This window comes from Cellulomonas iranensis NBRC 101100 = JCM 18110 (assembly GCF_001552375.1).
In the GTDB taxonomy this organism is placed as follows: domain Bacteria; phylum Actinomycetota; class Actinomycetes; order Actinomycetales; family Cellulomonadaceae; genus Cellulomonas; species Cellulomonas iranensis.
Genome location: NZ_BCRB01000036.1, coordinates 1 through 16,023, shown reverse-complemented (window position 1 = coordinate 16,023; position 16,023 = coordinate 1). Strand labels below are relative to the sequence as shown.

Here is a 16,023-nt window from a genome sequence, read left to right as displayed (position 1 = left end):
GGGCCGGCGCCCGCGGGCGGGCTCGCGGCGGTCAGCGGCTCCAGCGCCGCACGACCGCCGCGAGCCCCACGCCGAACGTGACGCCCGCCGCCGCGAGGTACGGGCCGTAGAACCGGCGGAGCACCGGCGCCGCGACGCCCGCCGCCGCCCCGACGACCGCACCGACCGCGAGCGCGCGCGCACCCCGCGCGCCGAGCGCGTGCCCGGCCAGCGGCACCGCGGGCACGCCCGCGGCACCCGCCTCGGCCGCGTACACCTTCACCGGGACGCCGTTGAGGGCCTGCCGCCAGATGCCGCGCGCCCCGACCGCCAGGTCGGCCGCGGCGCGGGTCCGCATGGCGGGCGTCGTCAGCGGCGCGGGCGGGCGTTCGCCGCGCGCCGTGAGCGCGCGCGTCACGAGCACGCCCGCGACCGACCCGACCGCGAGGCACGCGGCGGCCGGCACGACGCGCCGCGGGTGGGACGCCGCGACCAGCACGAGGTACATCTCGGACGTCACGGGCAGGCTCACGGCCTCGGCGAAGCCCCAGGCCACCGCTCCGACCATGCCCGCGGGGCCGGACATCACGCCCCGCAGCACGCGCCACGTGCGCGACCGGGACGGCACGGGCGGGCCGGCCGCGAGCATGCCCTCGATCTGCGCCACGAGCGGCGCCATGTCGGTCAGGCCGTGCGGGTCGACGGGGTGACCGACCCGCACCTCGACGGGACCCGGCGTCAGGCGGCCCTTCTTCGCGAGCAGCTCGTGCGTGCCCACGACCGCCACGGGCAGGATCGGCACGTCGAACTCCTGCGCGATGCGCAGCGCGCCGCTGCGGAACCGCCCGAGCCGCCCGTCGGTCGACCGCGTGCCCTCGGGGAACACCAGGAGGCTCGACCCGCTGCCCAGCACCTGCGTCGCGCCGTCGAGCAGCGACTCGTACCCGCCGCCGCCCTGCCGCCGCACCGGGACCGCGCCGATCGCGAGCCGGAGCGCGCGGGCCTTCCACGGGTTGTCGAACCAGTAGTCGTCGGCCGCGACGACCACCGGCTTGTACGGCGCGGGGAACGCCGCGATGAGCGCGGGGGTGTCGGCGTGCGACGAGTGGTTCGCGACCACGACCATCGCCTCGTACGGCGCCGAGCCCACGACGCGGAACCCGCCGACCAGGTGGAACACGTTGCGCCAGACGGTGTGCCGCACGGCACCGGCGAGGTTGAAGCCCGGCGGCAGGCCCACCCGGCGGCGCAGGCGCCGCAGCGCGTCGCCCGAGGCCGCGAGCACGTCGCCCGCGTGACCGCCGTGGTGACCGTGCGCGGGGGGCGCGCCCGCAGCGCCCGGGGTGTCCGCCGCCGGGGAGGACGCGGCGTCGTCGGCGGCCGTCGTGCGGTCGTCGGCGCTCACGCCAGCACCCACGCGAGCGGCAGCACCAGCAGCAGCGAGTCCACGCGGTCCAGCAGGCCGCCGAACCCGGGCAACCACGTGCCCGCGTCCTTGACGCCCGCGCGCCGCTTCACCATCGACTCCACCAGGTCACCTCCCACACCGCCGAGCACGACCGCGACGACCAGTCCCGGCGACACCGCGCCGAGCACCACGAGGACGAGCGTGCCACCGATCGCCGCCCCGACGAGCCCGCCGACGGTCTTGTTGGGGCTGAGCGGCGACAGCGGTCGACGCGCCCACGCGAACCGCTTGAGCCCCTGCCCGCCGCACCACGCCGCGACGTCGGCCGCCGCGGCCGCGAAGCACAGCAGGAACGCGTCCGACCCGACGAGCACGAGGTGCGCGAGCGACCAGCACAACCAGATCGACCCGAACGCGGCACCGGTCGCGCGCTCGACGCCGCGGTCCACGTCGCCCGCGAGCACCGCCGGCACGGCGCACAGCAGCGCCACGAGCGGCACGAGCCCGAGCAGCGCCGGGTCGAGCCACGCCGCGAGCGGGTAGGCGACCGCGAGGACCAGCAGGATCGCGGTCTCGGGGCGCGGCAGCCGCGTCATCGCGGCGTACTCGCGCACCGCCTGCAGCGCGAGCAGCGCCGCGAGCACGGCCGTGGGCCCCGGGCCGAGCCACATCGGGACGCCGATGACGGGCAGGATCAGCGCCCACGTCGTCCAGCGGCGCCGCAGCTCGGGCCGGCGCGACGCGAGCACGGGCACGGCCGCGACCGCGAGGATCCCCGCGGTGAGGGCGAGCAGGAACACGGCCCGGCCGTCGAGGTCGACGTGCCAGCCGCCGAGCCGCAGGTCGAGCGCGTACGCCGTGCGGTCCAGCCCGGTCCACGCGGCGAGCGGGTCGAGCACGCCCGGGCGCTGCGTGGGGTCGACGCTCACGCGACCGTCCCCGGGGAGCCGACCGGCCCGCGCGTGAGCGAGCGGTGGATCCGGCGCGCGCGCAGCACGGCGGTCAGCACCGAGCCGACGACGACCACGAGCGCGACCCCCGCGAGCAGACCGGGCAGCGCGGCGCCGAGGACCGCGAGCGCGCACCGCTCGGTCTTGCCGAGCGGCCCGCCGTTGAGCCGCGGCGCCCCCGCGCCCGCGCCGGACACCGACACGACCGTCGGCAGCGTCGCCGCCACGGCCGCCACGAGCACCCACGTCAGGGGCGACAGCCCGACGAGCGGCTCGCCGCCCGTGCGGACGGCGAGCACCGCCAGACCCGCGAACATCAGCAGGTCGGACGCGCGGTCGCCCAGCTCGTTGAGCACGAAGCCCCACGGCCGCGACACGCCGCGGGCGCGCGCGACCGCGCCGTCGAGGTTGGCGCCCGCGAGCCGCGCCGCCAGGAGCAGGAACGCGAGCGGCCACCACGCGAACGCGAGCGAGACGCCCGCGAGCGCGGCCGCGACGACGCCCACGGCCGTGAACAGGTCGGGCGACGTCCCGCGCGCGACGGCACCCGCGACGAACCGGTGCAGCCGCCGGGTGTACCAGGGCTTGAGCGCGTACAGCGACGGCATGCCCGCGACTGTAGCGACGGCACGCCGACCGGGCCCGACGGCGTCCGCCGCTCACCCGTCCGGACCACGCTCGCACCGACGGGCCGCCCGCGCCGCAGGTGAGGCCCGGGACGCGAGGTGGACGCTCCCGGGCAGGCCGCCACCGACCCCCTAGACTCGGCCCGTGATCTTCAAGGCCGTGGGCGACGGGCGCCCGTACCCGGACCACGGGCTGACGACCCCGGCGCAGTGGGCGGACGTCGCCCCGCGGCAGGTGCGGCTCGACGAGCTCGTCACCACCAAGCGCACGCTCGACCTGGACGCGCTGCTGGCCGAGGACTCGACCTTCTACGGCGACCTGTTCGCGCACGTCGTCGAGTACAAGGGTGTCCTCTACCTCGAGGACGGGCTGCACCGCGCGGTGCGCGCGGCGCTGCACCAGCGGGCGCTGCTGCACGCGCGGGTGCTGGTGCTGACGTGACGCACGGCGACCGGGTCGAGCGAAGGACGGGGGGCGCAGCATGAGCGACCAGGACCGGGCGCGCGCGCTGCGCCGCCGGCACGTGCACGAGCGGCAGGCCGTCGTGTTCGGCGTGCTCATCGCCGGGCTGGGCGTGGCCGGGCTCGGCGCGGCGGCGATGTACACCGACAACCTGTCGCTGCCGTTCTTCGAGCGCGGCTTCTCCGCGAAGCCGACCGCTGCGGCGGAGAGCGTCGCGGTCTACTGCCCGCCCGAGGGCGCGCTGCCCGTGCCGAACGACCAGATCACGGTGGACGTGTACAACGGCGCCGGCACGGCGGGGCTCGCGCGGCAGACGGCCCAGTCGCTGACCGGGCTCGGGTTCGTCGTCGGCGCCACCGACAACGCGCCGTCGGTGTCCGGGGTCGGCCGCATCGTCTACGGACCGGCCGGCAGCGCGGCCGCGTACACGCTGCTCGCGTACCTGCCGGACGCCGTGCTGCAGCTCGCCGACCGTGCGGACGCCCGCATCGACCTCACCGTCGGGTCCGGGTTCGAGGGTCTGCTGCCGCCCGAGCAGGTCGTGCTCGACCCGGCGACCCCGCTCGTGGGGCCGAGCGGCTGCACGCCGTTCTCCGAGCTCACCGCCGCGACCCAGGACGGCGAGCAGGCTGACGGGGGCGAGCAGCCCGCGGACGGCGAGCAGCCGGCCGAGGGCGAGCAGCCTGCCGAGGGCGACCAGCCCGCAGGCTGAGCGACCCGCCGGCCGAGCGGCCGACGGAGGGGCCGGTGCGCGGCGGACGTGCACCGCGCACCGGTGCCCGTCAGTGCGTGATCTCGTCGCCGCCGGGCACCGAGGCCGGCGTCGCGGGCTCCTGGCTCGTCCCCCGCCACCGGGCCACGAGCCGCATGAGGTGGTAGAGCCCGATCGCGGCGGCCGTGCCGAGCGCGATGCCCTCGAACCGCAGGTCACCCGCGGTCCACACGAAGTTCGCGATGCCGATGATGAGCGCGACGGCCGCGGGCATGAGGTTCACGGGCGCGGAGAAGTCGACGCGGTGCTGCACCCAGATGCGGGCGCCGAGCAGGCCGATCATGCCGTACAGCACGGTCGCCGCACCGCCGAGCACGCCCGCGGGGATGGTCGCGACCAACGCACCGAACTTGGGCGACAGCGACAGCACGAGCGCCGTGGCCGCCGCGACCCAGTAGGCGGCGGTCGAGTACACGCGGGACGCCGCCATGACGCCGATGTTCTCGGCGTACGTCGTCGTGCCCGACCCGCCGCCGGTGCCCGCGAGCGTCGTCGCGAGGCCGTCCGCCATGAGCGCACGGCCCACGTACGGGTCGAGGTCGCGGTTCGTCATCGCCGCGACCGACTTCACGTGCCCGACGTTCTCGGCGACGAGCACCAGCACGACAGGCAGGAACAGGCCCAGCACCGCGACGTCGAACGTCGGGGTGACGAACGGCGGCAGGCCGATCCACGCCGCGTCCCGCACGGGGTCCAGGTCGACCTCGTGGCGCACGAGCGCGACCGCGTAGCCCGCGAGCACCCCGACGAGGATCGAGAGCCGCCCGAGGATCCCGCGGAACAGCACGGTCGCGAGGATGATCGACAGCAGCGTCACCGTCGCCGTCACGGGTGCGGCCCGGAACCCCGAGCACGACCCGCCGTCCTGGCAGCTGCCCCACGCGGCCGGTGCGAGGTTGAAGCCGATGAGCGCGACGATCGTGCCCGTCACCACCGGGGGCATGAGCGCGTCGATCCACCGCGTGCCGGCGACGTGCGCGACCACGCCGACCAGCACGAGCGCGAGCCCGGTGACGAGGATCCCGCCCACCGCGACGGACTGGCCGCCGGCCGCCGTGGCCGCCCCGACCGGCGCGATGAAGGCGAAGCTCGAGCCCAGGTAGCTGGGCAGCTTGTTGCGCGTGAGCAGCAGGAACACCGCCGTGCCGAGCGCCGAGAAGAACAGCGTCGTCTGCGGCGAGAAGCCCGTGAGCAGCGGCACGAGGAACGTCGCGCCGAACATCGCGACGACGTGCTGCATGCCGATGCCGATCGTGCGACCCCACGCCAGGCGCTCGTCGGGCGCCACCACCTCGCCCGGTGCGACGGTGCGCCCGTCGCCGTGCGTCGTCCAGCCCCAGCTGCTCATGCCTCCGCCTCTCGCCGTCACCGCCGACGTGAGGGTAGCGACCCCGCGGACCCGGCGTCCGGGACGACCGTCGCGGCGCGCGGGCGCACGTCGCCGCGCGGCGCGCGACCCCCCGTGGGACGGTGGAGGTCCCGCTGCCGGACCACGGAAGGAGACCGACCATGTCCGTCCCCACGAGCCCTGACGAGCCGCTCGACGACGAGGCCGCGGCGCGCACCGACGGCACGCCGGACCCGGTCGTCGCGACCGCACCGACGGCCGACCCGGCCCCCGACGAGCGCGAGGACGCCGACCCCGCCGAGGCCGCCCCGGGCTTCCCTCCCGCACCCGGCGGCATGCACGGCGCACCGACCACGGTCCCGCCGCACCGCACGGTCTGAGGCGCGCCCCGGCGCGCCGTGCTGCGGCGCGCCGGGCCGTCGTCGCACCCGGTCCGACCGGACCGGCGCGCACACGCGCGTCCCGTACCCTGACGCCGCCTCACCCGCCGTCGACACCGGAGGCCCGCCCTGAGCGCACCCGTCGTCCCGACGCGTCTCCGCACACCCCTGGTGTGGCTGGCCTTCGTGCTCGCCCACCTGTGGCTGACGTACCTGGGCACGACGCTGCTCGCGCGCGCGTCGTTCGGCGACGTGGACCTCTACCGGCGCTGGGTCGCGACCGGTCTGACCACCGGGACGTGGCCCGTGCTCGACGGCCCGTGGGTCTACCCGGCGGCCGCGCTGCTGCCGATGCTGGCCGCCGGCGTCGCGGGCGTGACGCCGGACGCGCCCTACGCGCTCGCCTGGTGCGGCCTCGTCACGGCGCTCGACGCGGCCGCCGTCGCGCTGCTGCTCCGGCGCCGCAACGGCCACGTCGCGGCCGTGTGGTGGCTCGCGTTCCTCGTGCTGCTCGGCCCTGTCGCCATCGGCCGGCTCGACGCGGTCGCCGCACCCGTGACGCTCGTCGCGCTGCTGGTCGCGCTGACGCACCCGCGCACCTCGACCGCGCTGCTCACGCTGGGCGCGTGGGTCAAGGTCGCCCCCGGCGCGGCGGTGCTGCCGCTGCTGCTCGCGACCCGACGCCCCTGGCGGCGGGTCGTGCTGCCGGGCGCCGCGGTGTGCGCGCTCGTGGTGGGCACGGTCGCCCTGCTCGGCGGCGGCGACGAGGTCGCGTCATTCGTGCTCGAGCAGGACGCGCGCGGCCTGCAGCTCGAGGCCGTGGCGGCCACGCCGTGGCTCGTCGCGGGGCTGTTCACGACGCGCGTCGAGCACGTCTTCAACCGCGGCCTGGTCACGTGGGAGATCGACGGCCCCGGCACGCAGGCCACGGCCGACGCGCTCGGCGCGGTGCTCGTGGCGGGCGTGCTGGCCGTGACCGCGCTGCTGTGGTGGTGCCGGCGCCGCGACGGCGCCCGGTTCTGGTCGGACGACGTCCTGCGGGGCGACTTCGTGCTGCGCGGCGCATTCGTCCTGGCGCTCACGCTGATCGTCGCGAACAAGGTCGGCAGCCCGCAGTTCCAGTCGTGGCTCGCACCGCCGGTGGCCGTCGCGCTCGCGCTCGGGCGCCCGTGGTGGCGGCGCACCGCGGTCACGCTGCTGGGCGTCGCCGCCGCGACCCAGTGGGTCTACCCGTGGTGGTACGGCGACGTGGTGTCCGGGTGGCCGCTCGCGACGCTCGTGCTCGCGGCGCGCAACGTGACGCTCGTCGTGCTGCTCGTGGTCGCGGTCGCGCACCTGCTGCGTCCGCCGGGCCACGACCCCCGCGCGTCGGTCCGCGCCGACGCCGCGGCCGCGACGCGCGGCGGTCCGGACGACGCCGTGGTCGCCCGGACCGCCGCCGCGGACTGACGTCCGCGCACGAGGTCAGCGCGGCAGGTGCGGCGCGACCTCGTCGGCCACGAGCTGCAGGTGCTCGAGGTCCGCGAGGTCCAGGACCTGCAGGTACACGCGCTGCACGCCCTGCTCGGCGAGCCACGTGAGCCGCTCGACGGCCTCGCCCGGGGTTCCTGCGATGCCGTGCTCGCGCAGCTCGGGCACCTCGCGCCCGATCGCCGCGGCGCGCCGCGCGAGCTCGGCCTCGTCCCGCCCGACGCACATCACGAGCGCGACGGACTGCACGAGCGTGCCCGGGTCGCGACCGATCTCGACGCACGCCTCGTTGATCCGCGCGATGCGCGCCGGGACGCTCGCGACCTCGGGGAACGACTGGTTGTACTCGGCGGCGAACCGCGCGGCCAGGCGCGGCGTGCGCGTCGGACCGCCGCCGCCGACGATGATCGGCACGCCCGCGCGCGACGCGTCGAGCGGCGAGCGCTGCACGGGCTTCGGCAGCGCCGGCGAGTCCGTCAGCGTGTAGTGCTCGCCCGCGTGGCTGAACGTCTCCCCCACGGGCGTGCCCCACAGGCCCGAGACGATCTCGAGCTGCTCGGTGAGCAGGCCGAACCGCTTCTCGGGGAACGGGATGCCGTACGCGGCGTGCTCGGCCGCGAACCAGCCCGCCCCCAGGCCGAGCTCGACGCGCCCGCCGGACATCTGGTCGACCTGCGCGACCTGGATCGCGAGCACGCCCGGGTACCGGAACGTGGCGGCCGACACCAGCGTGCCGAGCCGGATGCGGCTCGTCTCGCGCGCGAGGCCCGCGAGCGTGGTCCACGCGTCGGTGGGGCCGGGGAGGCCGTCGCCGTCACCCATCACCAGGTAGTGGTCGGAGCGGAAGAAGGCGTCGAAGCCGAGGTCCTCGGTGGCACGCGCGACCGCGAGGAGGTCGTCGTAGCTGGCGCCCTGCTGGGGCTCGGTGAAGATGCGCAGATCCATGCCGTCAGCCTCGCACGCCCCGCCGTCGGGGGCTGCCGTGGCGCGGGCGGGTGAACGGCGTCGGCGCGCGCGCGTTCGAGGTGCGCGAGCGGCCCGCGCTTGCGACGGTGGACACGTGCACGACGCCACGCCCCTGACCGCAGCCCTCGACGTCGCCGACTGGCGTCGTCGCACGTCGCAGACGTACGCGCAGGTCCGCGCGCTCGCGGTCGACGATCCCGCCGGTGCGCACGCGGTGTGGGTGCAGCAGCGCGACGAGCTGTTCGCCTACCACCCGGCGTCGCCGCTGACGGCCGACGCACGGGCCGTCTTCGACGGGCTGGACGTCGCGCCGTACGACCCGGCGTACCGGTTCGAGGTCGAGGTGGAGCGCGCGGGCCAGCAGCGTCTCGACGTCGCGACGGGCACCGACGGCGTCGTCGGGTTCGACCGCATCGGCGTGGTCGAGCTGGGGGACCTCGGGCGGCTGACGCTCTGGTCGGTGCGCGGGTACGCCGGCGGGCTGTTCCTGCCGGTGCGCGACGCGCTCGCCGGCACGGTGACGTACGGCGGGGGCCGCTACGTGCTCGACACCATCAAGGGCGCGGACCTCGGCACCGACCACGTGGGCCGCCTGGTGGTGGACCTGAACTTCGCGTACGCGCCGTCGTGCGCGTACGACCCGGCGTGGGCGTGCCCGCTCGCGACCCGGGCCAACACGCTCGCGGCCGAGGTGCCGGTGGGTGAGCGCACGGCGCCGTACCCCGGGGCGGACGGCCCCGCCGACGGCGGCACGGGCGACGACCCCGTGGCGCGCACCGACGCCTGACGCCGCCGGGCTCAGACCTGGCAGGCGGGGCAGCGGTACAGCTTGCGCGCGGCCATCTCCTCGACGACCACGGGCGTGCCGCACACGCGGCACGGCAGACCGCCGCGCCCGTACACCCAGTGCCGCGCGGTGGGGTCGTGCCGGGCCTGCGCACGGCCGGCCGCGTCGAGGTCCTCGCGCGTGAGCATGACGCCGTCGCGGATGCCGTCGGCGAGCAGCACGGCCCAGTCCCGCCACAGCGCGCGGACAGTGTCGGGCGGCACGCGCCGGCCGGGCGTCCACGGGTCGAGCCGTGCCCGGAACAGCAGCTCGGCGCGGTAGATGTTGCCGATGCCCGCGACGACCGCCTGGTCCATGAGCAGCTGACCGACCGGGACGTTCCGGCGGGTCACGCGCTCGACGACCACGTCACCGGCGGCGTCGAGGTCCTCGACCTCCTGCGGGTCGGGGCCGAGCCGGGCGCGCACGAGCGCGGCCTCGTCGGCGGTGAGCACCTCGCACGCGGACGGCCCGCGCAGGTCCGCGACGACCGACCCCGAGTCGAGCCGGACGCGCACCTGACCCAGCGGGGGCGGCGGCCACTCCAGGCCGTCGTCGGCGGCGTGCTCGGTCTCGTCCTCGCCCATGCGCAGGCGGCGGGTCGAGGGCTGGGCGTCCATCGCGGCGCCGGGGCGCACGCGCGGCGCGCCCAGGCTGCCGCGCACGCGCTCGCCGTCGCCGAGCGGGCTGACGTCGCCGTAGAGGTCCCACGCGCCGTACAGGCCGAGGTGGACGCGCAGCACGTCGTCGTCGCCGAACGCGCAGAACAGCTGCTTGCCGACGGCCGACGCGCGCGTCATGGTGCGGCCGTCGAGCCGGGCCGCACCGGCGGCGAAGCGGCCCTGGGGGGACGAGACGGCGAGCGGCCGCCCGACGAGGTCGAGCGTGAGCTGGCGGGCGACGCGGTGGACGGTATGACCCTCGGGCACGGCGCCCACCCTACGAGGGGGCGCCGACACGGGCGCCCGTCGTCCCTTCGTTCCGTGGCGTCGTGACCGATGGGGAGGCGTGTCGTCGCACCGCGCCCCCGTCGCGGCGGCCCACGGGTCGACGGACGACGCCGGCGCCGTGACGGCCGTCGCCCTGGGCGGGCGCGCCCTGACCGTGCTGACGGGCGTGGGGCTGGTGCTCGGAGCGGGCGTCGGCGGCGTCCTCGAGCCCCTGGTGGTGTGGGCCGACGCCGTGCTGGTCCCCCTGCCGTGGCTGCGCGACCTGCTGCTGGGTGCGCCGGCCGCGCCCGAGGTGGGGGTCGTCGCGGTGCTCGGCGGCGCCGCCGGGGTGTGGTGCTGGGAGCGCTGGCGGCAGGACGTCGGGGTCGTCGAGGTGTCGACCGACGGCATCGGCGTGGCGCGGCACGGCCACGAGCGGTTCGTGCCGCGCGCCGCGGTCGAGCACGTGCACGCCGACGGCGACGACCTCGTGGTGCTGGGGTGCGGCGGCCGGCAGCTGCTGCGCTGCCCCGCCGACGCGCTGCTGCGCCGCACGGGTGCCGCGCTGCGCGCCGCGGGGTACCCGTGGTCCGACGACGGCGACCCGTACGCCGGCGAGTGGCGGCGCTGGGTGCAGGGCCGGCCCGGCACGCCGCACGGCGCCGACGCGCTGCTCGTGCGGCGCCGCACGGCCCTCGGCGACGAGGACCCCGCGACGGCCGACGCGCTCGCGTCCGAGCTCGGCACGCTGGGCGTCGCGGTGCGTGACCGACGCGACCGCCAGGAGGTCCGCCGCACGGGCTGACGCCCCGGCCGCCTCCCCCGAGACCGACCACCGGTCACCTCGCCCCCCGTGGTGACCGGTGGTCCTCGTGCTCGTCGGCGACCCGCGGCTCCCGGGGTGGGCGGTGACGACGTGTGCCAGGCTCGGGGCGTGGACGACGACGCGACGCTGCCCCCGCACCCGCCCACGACGCCGACCGGCGAGCCCGCGCCCGCACCGGGCGCCCGCACCGCGACCGACCCGCACGTCGTCGCGTCGGACGTGCTCGCGAACCTGCGCGACGTCGGCGGCCGGCGCACCGCCGACGGCCGCACCGTGCGCCGGGGCGTCGCGCTCCGCTCGGCCGAGCTGCGCGCGCCGGCCATCGCGGCCGACCCCGCGATCGCGGCGCTGGGCGTGCGGACCGTCGTCGACCTGCGCACCGCCGCCGAGCGCGCGGCCGCGCCCGACGTGCTGCCGGCCGGGGCGCGCGGCGTCCACGCCGACGTGCTCACGCAGGACCCGCAGGCACCGGCGGCCGACCTCACGGAGCTCATGGCGCACCCGCAGCGGCTCGAGCAGGCCCTCGCGGCGCTCGACCCGGCGGCGCGCATGCGCGAGACCTACGTCGACCTGGTCGTCGGCGACGCCGCCCGCGCGGGCTGGGCGACGCTGCTGCGCCACGTGCTCGACCCGGCGGCGGGCCCGGTGCTGTACCACTGCACGGCCGGCAAGGACCGCACGGGCTGGGCGACGACCGTGCTGCTGCTCGCCGCGGGCGTCGACCTCGACGGCGTGCGCGCGGAGTACCTGGCGGTGAACCCGACGGTCCGGGCGATGTACGGGCCGCTGCTGCACCGGTTCGCCGACGCGGGCGGCGACCCCGCGCTGCTCGTGCCGCTGCTGGAGGTCCGCGCCGAGTACCTCGACACCGCGCTCGACGCGATGGTGGACCGGTTCGGGTCGTTCGACGGGTACCTGACCCACGGGCTCGGGCTGGCCGACGACGAGGTCACGGCGCTGCGCGCGGCGCTCGTCGACTGACGTCGCGGGGGCGTCCGCGGGGTCGGCCACGGGGTCGCCCACGAGGAGCACCCGCGCGGGTGACGCACGCGACGGCGGACGGACATACGCAGGCAACCCGGACACGGTTGGATGTGTCCGTGCTGACCTGGACGTTCCCCACCACCGAGCTGCGCCTGATGTTCGGGGCCCCGCCGCGCGGCGCCCGCACGGGCCTGTGGGACCCGACCGCCGACGACGGACCGGCGGGCCTCACGCTCGACGACGTGCACGCGGCGCTCGTGCCGGGCACGCCCGACCCCCGCGTGCTCGAGCGGGTCGCACAGGCGCCGCACCTGCGGTTCGTGCAGCTCGCGGGTGCGTGGCACGGCGGGCTCGCGGGCGTCCTGCCGACGGGTGTGACGGTGGCCGACGCGCGAGGCGTCCACGCCGACGGCGCGGCGGAGCTCGCGGTCGGGCTCGCGCTCGCGCAGCTGCGCGGCATCGACGACGCGGCGCGCCGGATGACCGTGCAGCACTGGTCGCCCGCACCGGGCCGGGTCGGGTCGCTCACGGGCAGCCGGGTGCTCGTGGTCGGCGCCGGCGCGGTCGGCACGGAGGTCGTCGCGCGGCTGCGCGCGTTCCGCGCGTCGGTGACGGTCGTGGCGCGCACGGCGCGCGAGACGCTCGACGGCCGCGTGCACGGGGTCGACGAGCTGCCGCACCTGCTGCCGCGCGCGGACGTCGTGGTGCTCGCGGTGCCGCTCACCGACGCGACGACGCACCTGGTCGACGAGGACTTCCTCGCGGCGATGCACGACGACGCGCTGCTCGTGAACGTCGCGCACGGGCGCGTGGTCGACACCGACGCGCTGGTCGACGAGCTCGGGTCCGGCCGGCTGCGGGCCGCGCTCGACGTCACGGACCCGTCGCCGCTGCCGCCCGACCACCTGCTGTGGCGGGCGCCGAACGCGCTGGTCACGCCGGAGGTGGGGCGGCGCACGCCGCTGACGGCGGCGCGGCTGACGGAGCTCGCGCGGCGCCAGCTCACCGCGCTCCTGGCGGAGCGCCCGCTGGAGAACGTCGTCGCCGGTCCGCCGGTGATCCCGCTGCTGGACCTGTGAGACCGCCGTCGCAGACGTCCGACGGGATCTGACACGCCGTCTCGACATGTGGTCCCACATGTCGAGACGGTGCGCGGGCGCGTCCGCGCCGCGTGCTTGCATGACCGGCATGGCACACATCGACACGCACGCGCCGCGACCGGCCCACGCCGTCGCCGCCTGCATGTGCCGTGCCCGAATGTGTCGCTGACGGCGACCCCGCGCGCCCCTCGCGCGCTCCCCTGACCCGCTGCCGCTCGTCCGCGCCCCGGGTCGTCCCCCGCCCGCCGCACCGGCACCCTGCGTGCCCCGCCCGCGGCACCACCTCGAAGGACCCCCGTGATCGAGCTGACCGGTCTCCGCAAGGTCTACGCGTCGCCCGACGGTGACGTCGTCGCCCTCGACGGCATCGACCTGCACGTCGAGCGCGGCACCGTGCACGGCATCGTCGGCCGCTCGGGCGCCGGCAAGTCGACGCTCATCCGCTGCCTCACGGGCCTCGAGCGCCCCACGTCCGGCACGGTCCGGGTCGACGGCGTGACGATCTCCGACCTCGCCGAGAACAAGCTGCGCGCGGCCCGCCGCCGCACCGGCATGGTCTTCCAGCACGTCAACCTGCTCGACTCGCGCACGATCGCCGCGAACGTCGCGTACCCGCTCGAGGTCGCCGGGGTCCGCCGCCATGAGCGCGCCGCCCGGGTCGCCGAGCTGCTCGACCTCGTCGGCCTCGGCGACCGCGCGGGCGCCTACCCCGCACAGCTGTCCGGCGGGCAGAAGCAGCGCGTCGGCATCGCCCGCGCGCTGGCCACCGAGCCCGGCGTGCTGCTGTGCGACGAGCCCACGTCGGCGCTCGACGGGGAGACCACGCGCCAGATCCTCGGCCTCGTGCGCGACCTGCGCGACCGGCTCGGCATCACGGTCGTCGTCATCACGCACGAGCCCGCCGTGGTCCGCGACGTGTGCGACCACGTGACGCTGCTCGAGCACGGCCGGGTCGTGCAGACCGGTGCGCTCGCGCAGGTCGTCACGGCCGTCGGCTCGCCGCTGTCCCGCGCGCTGGTGCCCGTGCCCGACCTGCCGCCCGGCGACCGGCGCGCGCTCGTCGAGGCCGTGTTCTCGACCGACGCCGTGCCGACCAGCGTCGCGTTCGCCGCGGTCGCCGCGCTGGGCGACGACGTCGAGGTCGCGTCCGCCACGGTCGAGCCGCTCGGCGGCGTCCGGGTCGGCCGGCTCATCGTCGACGCCCCGACGGGGCGCGTGCCGGAGGTCGTCGAGCGGCTGCGCGCCGCGGGGCTCGACCCGCTCGCCGTCCCGACCGCCACCGACGCCGGGCGGGAGGTGGCGTGATGGGCGACCTGTGGATCGAGCTCACGACCAACCGCGTCATCCAGCAGAAGCTCCCCGAGGCGACCGTCGAGACGCTCCAGATGGTGGGGCTGTCGGCGCTCGTCGTGCTCGTCGTCGGGCTGCCGCTGGGGCTGCTGCTGCGCTCGCTCGCGTCCGACGGGCTCACGCCGAACCGGACGGCGTCGGCCGTGCTCGGGTTCGTCGTCAACACGCTGCGCGCGCTGCCCTTCATCATCCTGGCCGTCGCCGTGATCCCCGTGACCCGGGCGATCGTCGGCACGAGCCTCGGGTGGGAGGCCGCGGTCGTGCCGCTCAGCCTCGGGACCATCCCGTTCTTCGCGCGGCTCGTCGAGACCGCGGTGCGCGACGTCGCCCCGGGCAAGGTCGAGGCCGCGCGCGTCATGGGCTCGACGACGCCGAAAATCCTCGGCGCGGTGCTGGTGCGCGAGGCGCTGCCCGCGATCGTCTCCGGGTTCACCGTCACCGTGATCGCGCTCATCGGGTACTCCGCGATGGTCGGCGCGATCGGCGCCGGCGGCCTCGGGTTCCTCGCGATCACCTACGGGTTCCAGCGGTTCGACCCGACCGTCCTGTACACGTCCGTCGTCGTCATCGTCGTGCTGGTCACCGTGGTCCAGCTCGTCGGCGACGCCGTCGCCCGCCGCCTGGACCACAGGTGAGCACGCCCCGCCGCGACCGCGGCCCCCGCACGTCGTCCCCGACCGGGGGACGGACCCTGAGAGGAACACCCGCGATGAAGAGAATCGTCCGCACCGCAGCCGTCCTGTCCGCAGCGGCCCTGGTGATGACGGGCTGCGCGGGTGGCGACGACCCCGACGCCGGCGCGACCGCCGGCTCGACCGACGCGTCGGGCACCACGACCCTCGTGGTCGGCGCGAGCCCCGTGCCGCACGCCGAGATCCTGCAGTTCGTGCAGGACGAGCTCGCTGCCGACGCGGGTCTGGACCTCGACATCCGCGAGTTCACGGACTACGTGCTGCCGAACACGGCGCTCGCCGAGGGCGAGCTCGACGCCAACTACTTCCAGCACCTGCCGTACTTCACGGCGCAGGTCGAGGAGAACGGCTTCGACTTCGACCACTTCGACGGCGTGCACATCGAGCCGTACGGCGTGTACTCGAAGAAGGTCGAGTCGGTCGACGACATCCCCGACGGCGGCGTCGTCGGCATCACGAACGACCCGGGCAACCAGTCGCGCGCGCTCGACCTGCTGGTCGAGGGCGGGCTCATCACGCTCGAGGAGACCGACGGCGACGCGACCCTGCTCGACATCAAGGACAACCCGAAGAACCTCGAGTTCGTCGAGACCGCGCCCGAGCAGCTCGTGGTCTCGCTGCAGGACGTGGACGCCGCGATCATCAACGGCAACTACGCGCTCGAGGCGGGCCTGAACCCCGCGAAGGACTCGATCCTGCTGGAGTCCGGCGAGGGCAACCCGTACGCGAACTTCCTCGCGGTGCGCTCGGAGGACAAGTCGAACCCCGCGCTCGTGAAGCTCGACGGCCTGCTGCACTCCGACGAGGTCCGTGCGTTCATCGAGAAGCGCTGGCCGGACGGCGAGGTCGTCGCCGCGTTCTGACGCACGGCACCCGACGGGCCGGGCACCCTCACCGAGGGCGCCCGGCCCGTCGTCGTCCGCGGCCCGCGGACGCCCCCACCCACCCACCACC

At 76.5% G+C, this 16,023-nt stretch carries 17 protein-coding genes; 11 read left to right on the top strand and 6 right to left on the bottom strand.

The window, feature by feature from the left end; genetic code table 11:
- Positions 1-31: 31 nt before the first annotated feature.
- The 3 genes from CS2_RS09460 to CS2_RS09450 are packed head-to-tail and all read right to left on the bottom strand — an operon-like array spanning position 32 to position 2,945.
- Complete coding sequence (locus CS2_RS09460) at positions 32-1,384, bottom strand: lysophospholipid acyltransferase family protein (protein ID WP_082740046.1); 1,353 nt, start codon at positions 1,382-1,384, stop codon at positions 32-34.
- Entirely contained in the window at positions 1,381-2,316 is a 936-nt protein-coding gene (locus CS2_RS09455; RefSeq protein WP_052748332.1) for a phosphatidate cytidylyltransferase, read from the bottom strand. Before CS2_RS09455 ends, CS2_RS09460 begins: the two co-directional genes overlap by 4 nt.
- The gene (locus CS2_RS09450) at positions 2,313-2,945 is read right to left on the bottom strand and encodes a CDP-alcohol phosphatidyltransferase family protein (RefSeq protein ID WP_070319783.1); all 633 of its coding nucleotides are present in this window, start codon (positions 2,943-2,945) and stop codon (positions 2,313-2,315) included. Before CS2_RS09450 ends, CS2_RS09455 begins: the two co-directional genes overlap by 4 nt.
- A 163-nt stretch (positions 2,946-3,108) precedes the next feature.
- On the opposite strand from CS2_RS09450, the gene CS2_RS09445 reads away from it, so the two are divergent.
- Positions 3,109-3,405 (top strand): type II toxin-antitoxin system VapB family antitoxin, encoded by a 297-nt coding sequence (locus tag CS2_RS09445; protein ID WP_046529352.1) that lies wholly within the window; start codon positions 3,109-3,111, stop codon positions 3,403-3,405.
- Positions 3,406-3,445: 40 nt separating this feature from the next.
- Positions 3,446-4,138, top strand: a complete 693-nt coding sequence (locus CS2_RS09440) for a LytR C-terminal domain-containing protein (protein ID WP_070319782.1) — start codon at positions 3,446-3,448, stop codon at positions 4,136-4,138.
- Positions 4,139-4,208: 70 nt separating this feature from the next.
- On the opposite strand, the gene CS2_RS09435 is transcribed toward CS2_RS09440, so the two are convergent.
- Positions 4,209-5,546 (bottom strand): uracil-xanthine permease family protein, encoded by a 1,338-nt coding sequence (locus tag CS2_RS09435; RefSeq protein WP_070319781.1) that lies wholly within the window; start codon positions 5,544-5,546, stop codon positions 4,209-4,211.
- A 161-nt stretch (positions 5,547-5,707) separates the two neighbouring features.
- Between CS2_RS09435 and CS2_RS09430 the strand changes: the two genes are divergently transcribed.
- Both CS2_RS09430 and CS2_RS09425 read left to right on the top strand, forming a co-directional pair.
- Entirely contained in the window at positions 5,708-5,926 is a 219-nt protein-coding gene (locus CS2_RS09430; RefSeq protein WP_070319780.1) for a hypothetical protein, read from the top strand.
- 171 nt (positions 5,927-6,097) lie between these two features.
- Positions 6,098-7,375: a glycosyltransferase 87 family protein gene (locus tag CS2_RS09425; RefSeq protein WP_052748333.1), complete on the top strand. Its 1,278-nt coding sequence runs from the start codon at positions 6,098-6,100 to the stop codon at positions 7,373-7,375.
- A gap of 15 nt (positions 7,376-7,390) precedes the next feature.
- On the opposite strand, the gene CS2_RS09420 is transcribed toward CS2_RS09425, so the two are convergent.
- Positions 7,391-8,341, bottom strand: coding sequence for an LLM class F420-dependent oxidoreductase (locus CS2_RS09420; protein ID WP_046529357.1), 951 nt, complete (start codon positions 8,339-8,341; stop codon positions 7,391-7,393).
- 115 nt (positions 8,342-8,456) lie between these two features.
- Here CS2_RS09420 and CS2_RS09415 point away from each other — a divergent pair, with 115 nt between their 5' ends.
- Positions 8,457-9,149, top strand: a complete 693-nt coding sequence (locus CS2_RS09415; protein WP_070319779.1) for a DUF1684 domain-containing protein — start codon at positions 8,457-8,459, stop codon at positions 9,147-9,149.
- An 11-nt stretch (positions 9,150-9,160) separates the two neighbouring features.
- Here the strand turns inward: CS2_RS09415 and CS2_RS09410 are convergent, their stop codons facing one another.
- On the bottom strand, positions 9,161-10,117 hold the full coding sequence (locus tag CS2_RS09410) for an Fpg/Nei family DNA glycosylase (RefSeq protein ID WP_070319797.1): 957 nt from the start codon (positions 10,115-10,117) through the stop codon (positions 9,161-9,163).
- Between the two features lie 139 nt (positions 10,118-10,256).
- Between CS2_RS09410 and CS2_RS09405 the strand changes: the two genes are divergently transcribed.
- The 6 genes from CS2_RS09405 (at position 10,257) to CS2_RS09380 (ending at position 15,932) form a co-directional block, all read left to right on the top strand.
- On the top strand, positions 10,257-10,922 hold the full coding sequence (locus tag CS2_RS09405) for a YqeB family protein (protein ID WP_156442075.1): 666 nt from the start codon (positions 10,257-10,259) through the stop codon (positions 10,920-10,922).
- 129 nt (positions 10,923-11,051) lie between these two features.
- Entirely contained in the window at positions 11,052-11,924 is an 873-nt protein-coding gene (locus tag CS2_RS09400; protein WP_233421134.1) for a tyrosine-protein phosphatase, read from the top strand.
- 119 nt (positions 11,925-12,043) lie between these two features.
- Complete coding sequence (locus CS2_RS09395; RefSeq protein ID WP_233421133.1) at positions 12,044-13,006, top strand: NAD(P)-dependent oxidoreductase; 963 nt, start codon at positions 12,044-12,046, stop codon at positions 13,004-13,006.
- 318 nt (positions 13,007-13,324) lie between these two features.
- Positions 13,325-14,332 carry a methionine ABC transporter ATP-binding protein gene (locus CS2_RS09390; protein WP_070319776.1) on the top strand — a complete coding sequence of 336 codons (1,008 nt, stop codon included), beginning with the start codon at positions 13,325-13,327 and terminating at the stop codon, positions 14,330-14,332.
- Positions 14,332-15,012 (top strand): methionine ABC transporter permease, encoded by a 681-nt coding sequence (locus CS2_RS09385; RefSeq protein WP_062102036.1) that lies wholly within the window; start codon positions 14,332-14,334, stop codon positions 15,010-15,012. Before CS2_RS09390 ends, CS2_RS09385 begins: the two co-directional genes overlap by 1 nt.
- A 74-nt stretch (positions 15,013-15,086) precedes the next feature.
- The gene (locus CS2_RS09380; RefSeq protein WP_070319775.1) at positions 15,087-15,932 is read left to right on the top strand and encodes a MetQ/NlpA family ABC transporter substrate-binding protein; all 846 of its coding nucleotides are present in this window, start codon (positions 15,087-15,089) and stop codon (positions 15,930-15,932) included.
- The last annotated feature ends 91 nt before the right edge of the window (positions 15,933-16,023 follow it).

Excerpts from the sequence above, each read along its gene's own strand:
- CS2_RS09450 (WP_070319783.1), bottom strand. The coding sequence starts at position 2,945 with ATGCCGTCGCTGTACGCGCTCAAGCCCTGGTACACCCGGCGGCTGCAC.
- CS2_RS09440 (WP_070319782.1), top strand. The coding sequence starts at position 3,446 with ATGAGCGACCAGGACCGGGCGCGCGCGCTGCGCCGCCGGCACGTGCAC.
- CS2_RS09435 (WP_070319781.1), bottom strand. The coding sequence starts at position 5,546 with ATGAGCAGCTGGGGCTGGACGACGCACGGCGACGGGCGCACCGTCGCA.
- CS2_RS09430 (WP_070319780.1), top strand. The coding sequence starts at position 5,708 with ATGTCCGTCCCCACGAGCCCTGACGAGCCGCTCGACGACGAGGCCGCG.
- CS2_RS09420 (WP_046529357.1), bottom strand. The coding sequence starts at position 8,341 with ATGGATCTGCGCATCTTCACCGAGCCCCAGCAGGGCGCCAGCTACGAC.
- CS2_RS09385 (WP_062102036.1), top strand. The coding sequence starts at position 14,332 with ATGGGCGACCTGTGGATCGAGCTCACGACCAACCGCGTCATCCAGCAG.
- CS2_RS09380 (WP_070319775.1), top strand. The coding sequence starts at position 15,087 with ATGAAGAGAATCGTCCGCACCGCAGCCGTCCTGTCCGCAGCGGCCCTG.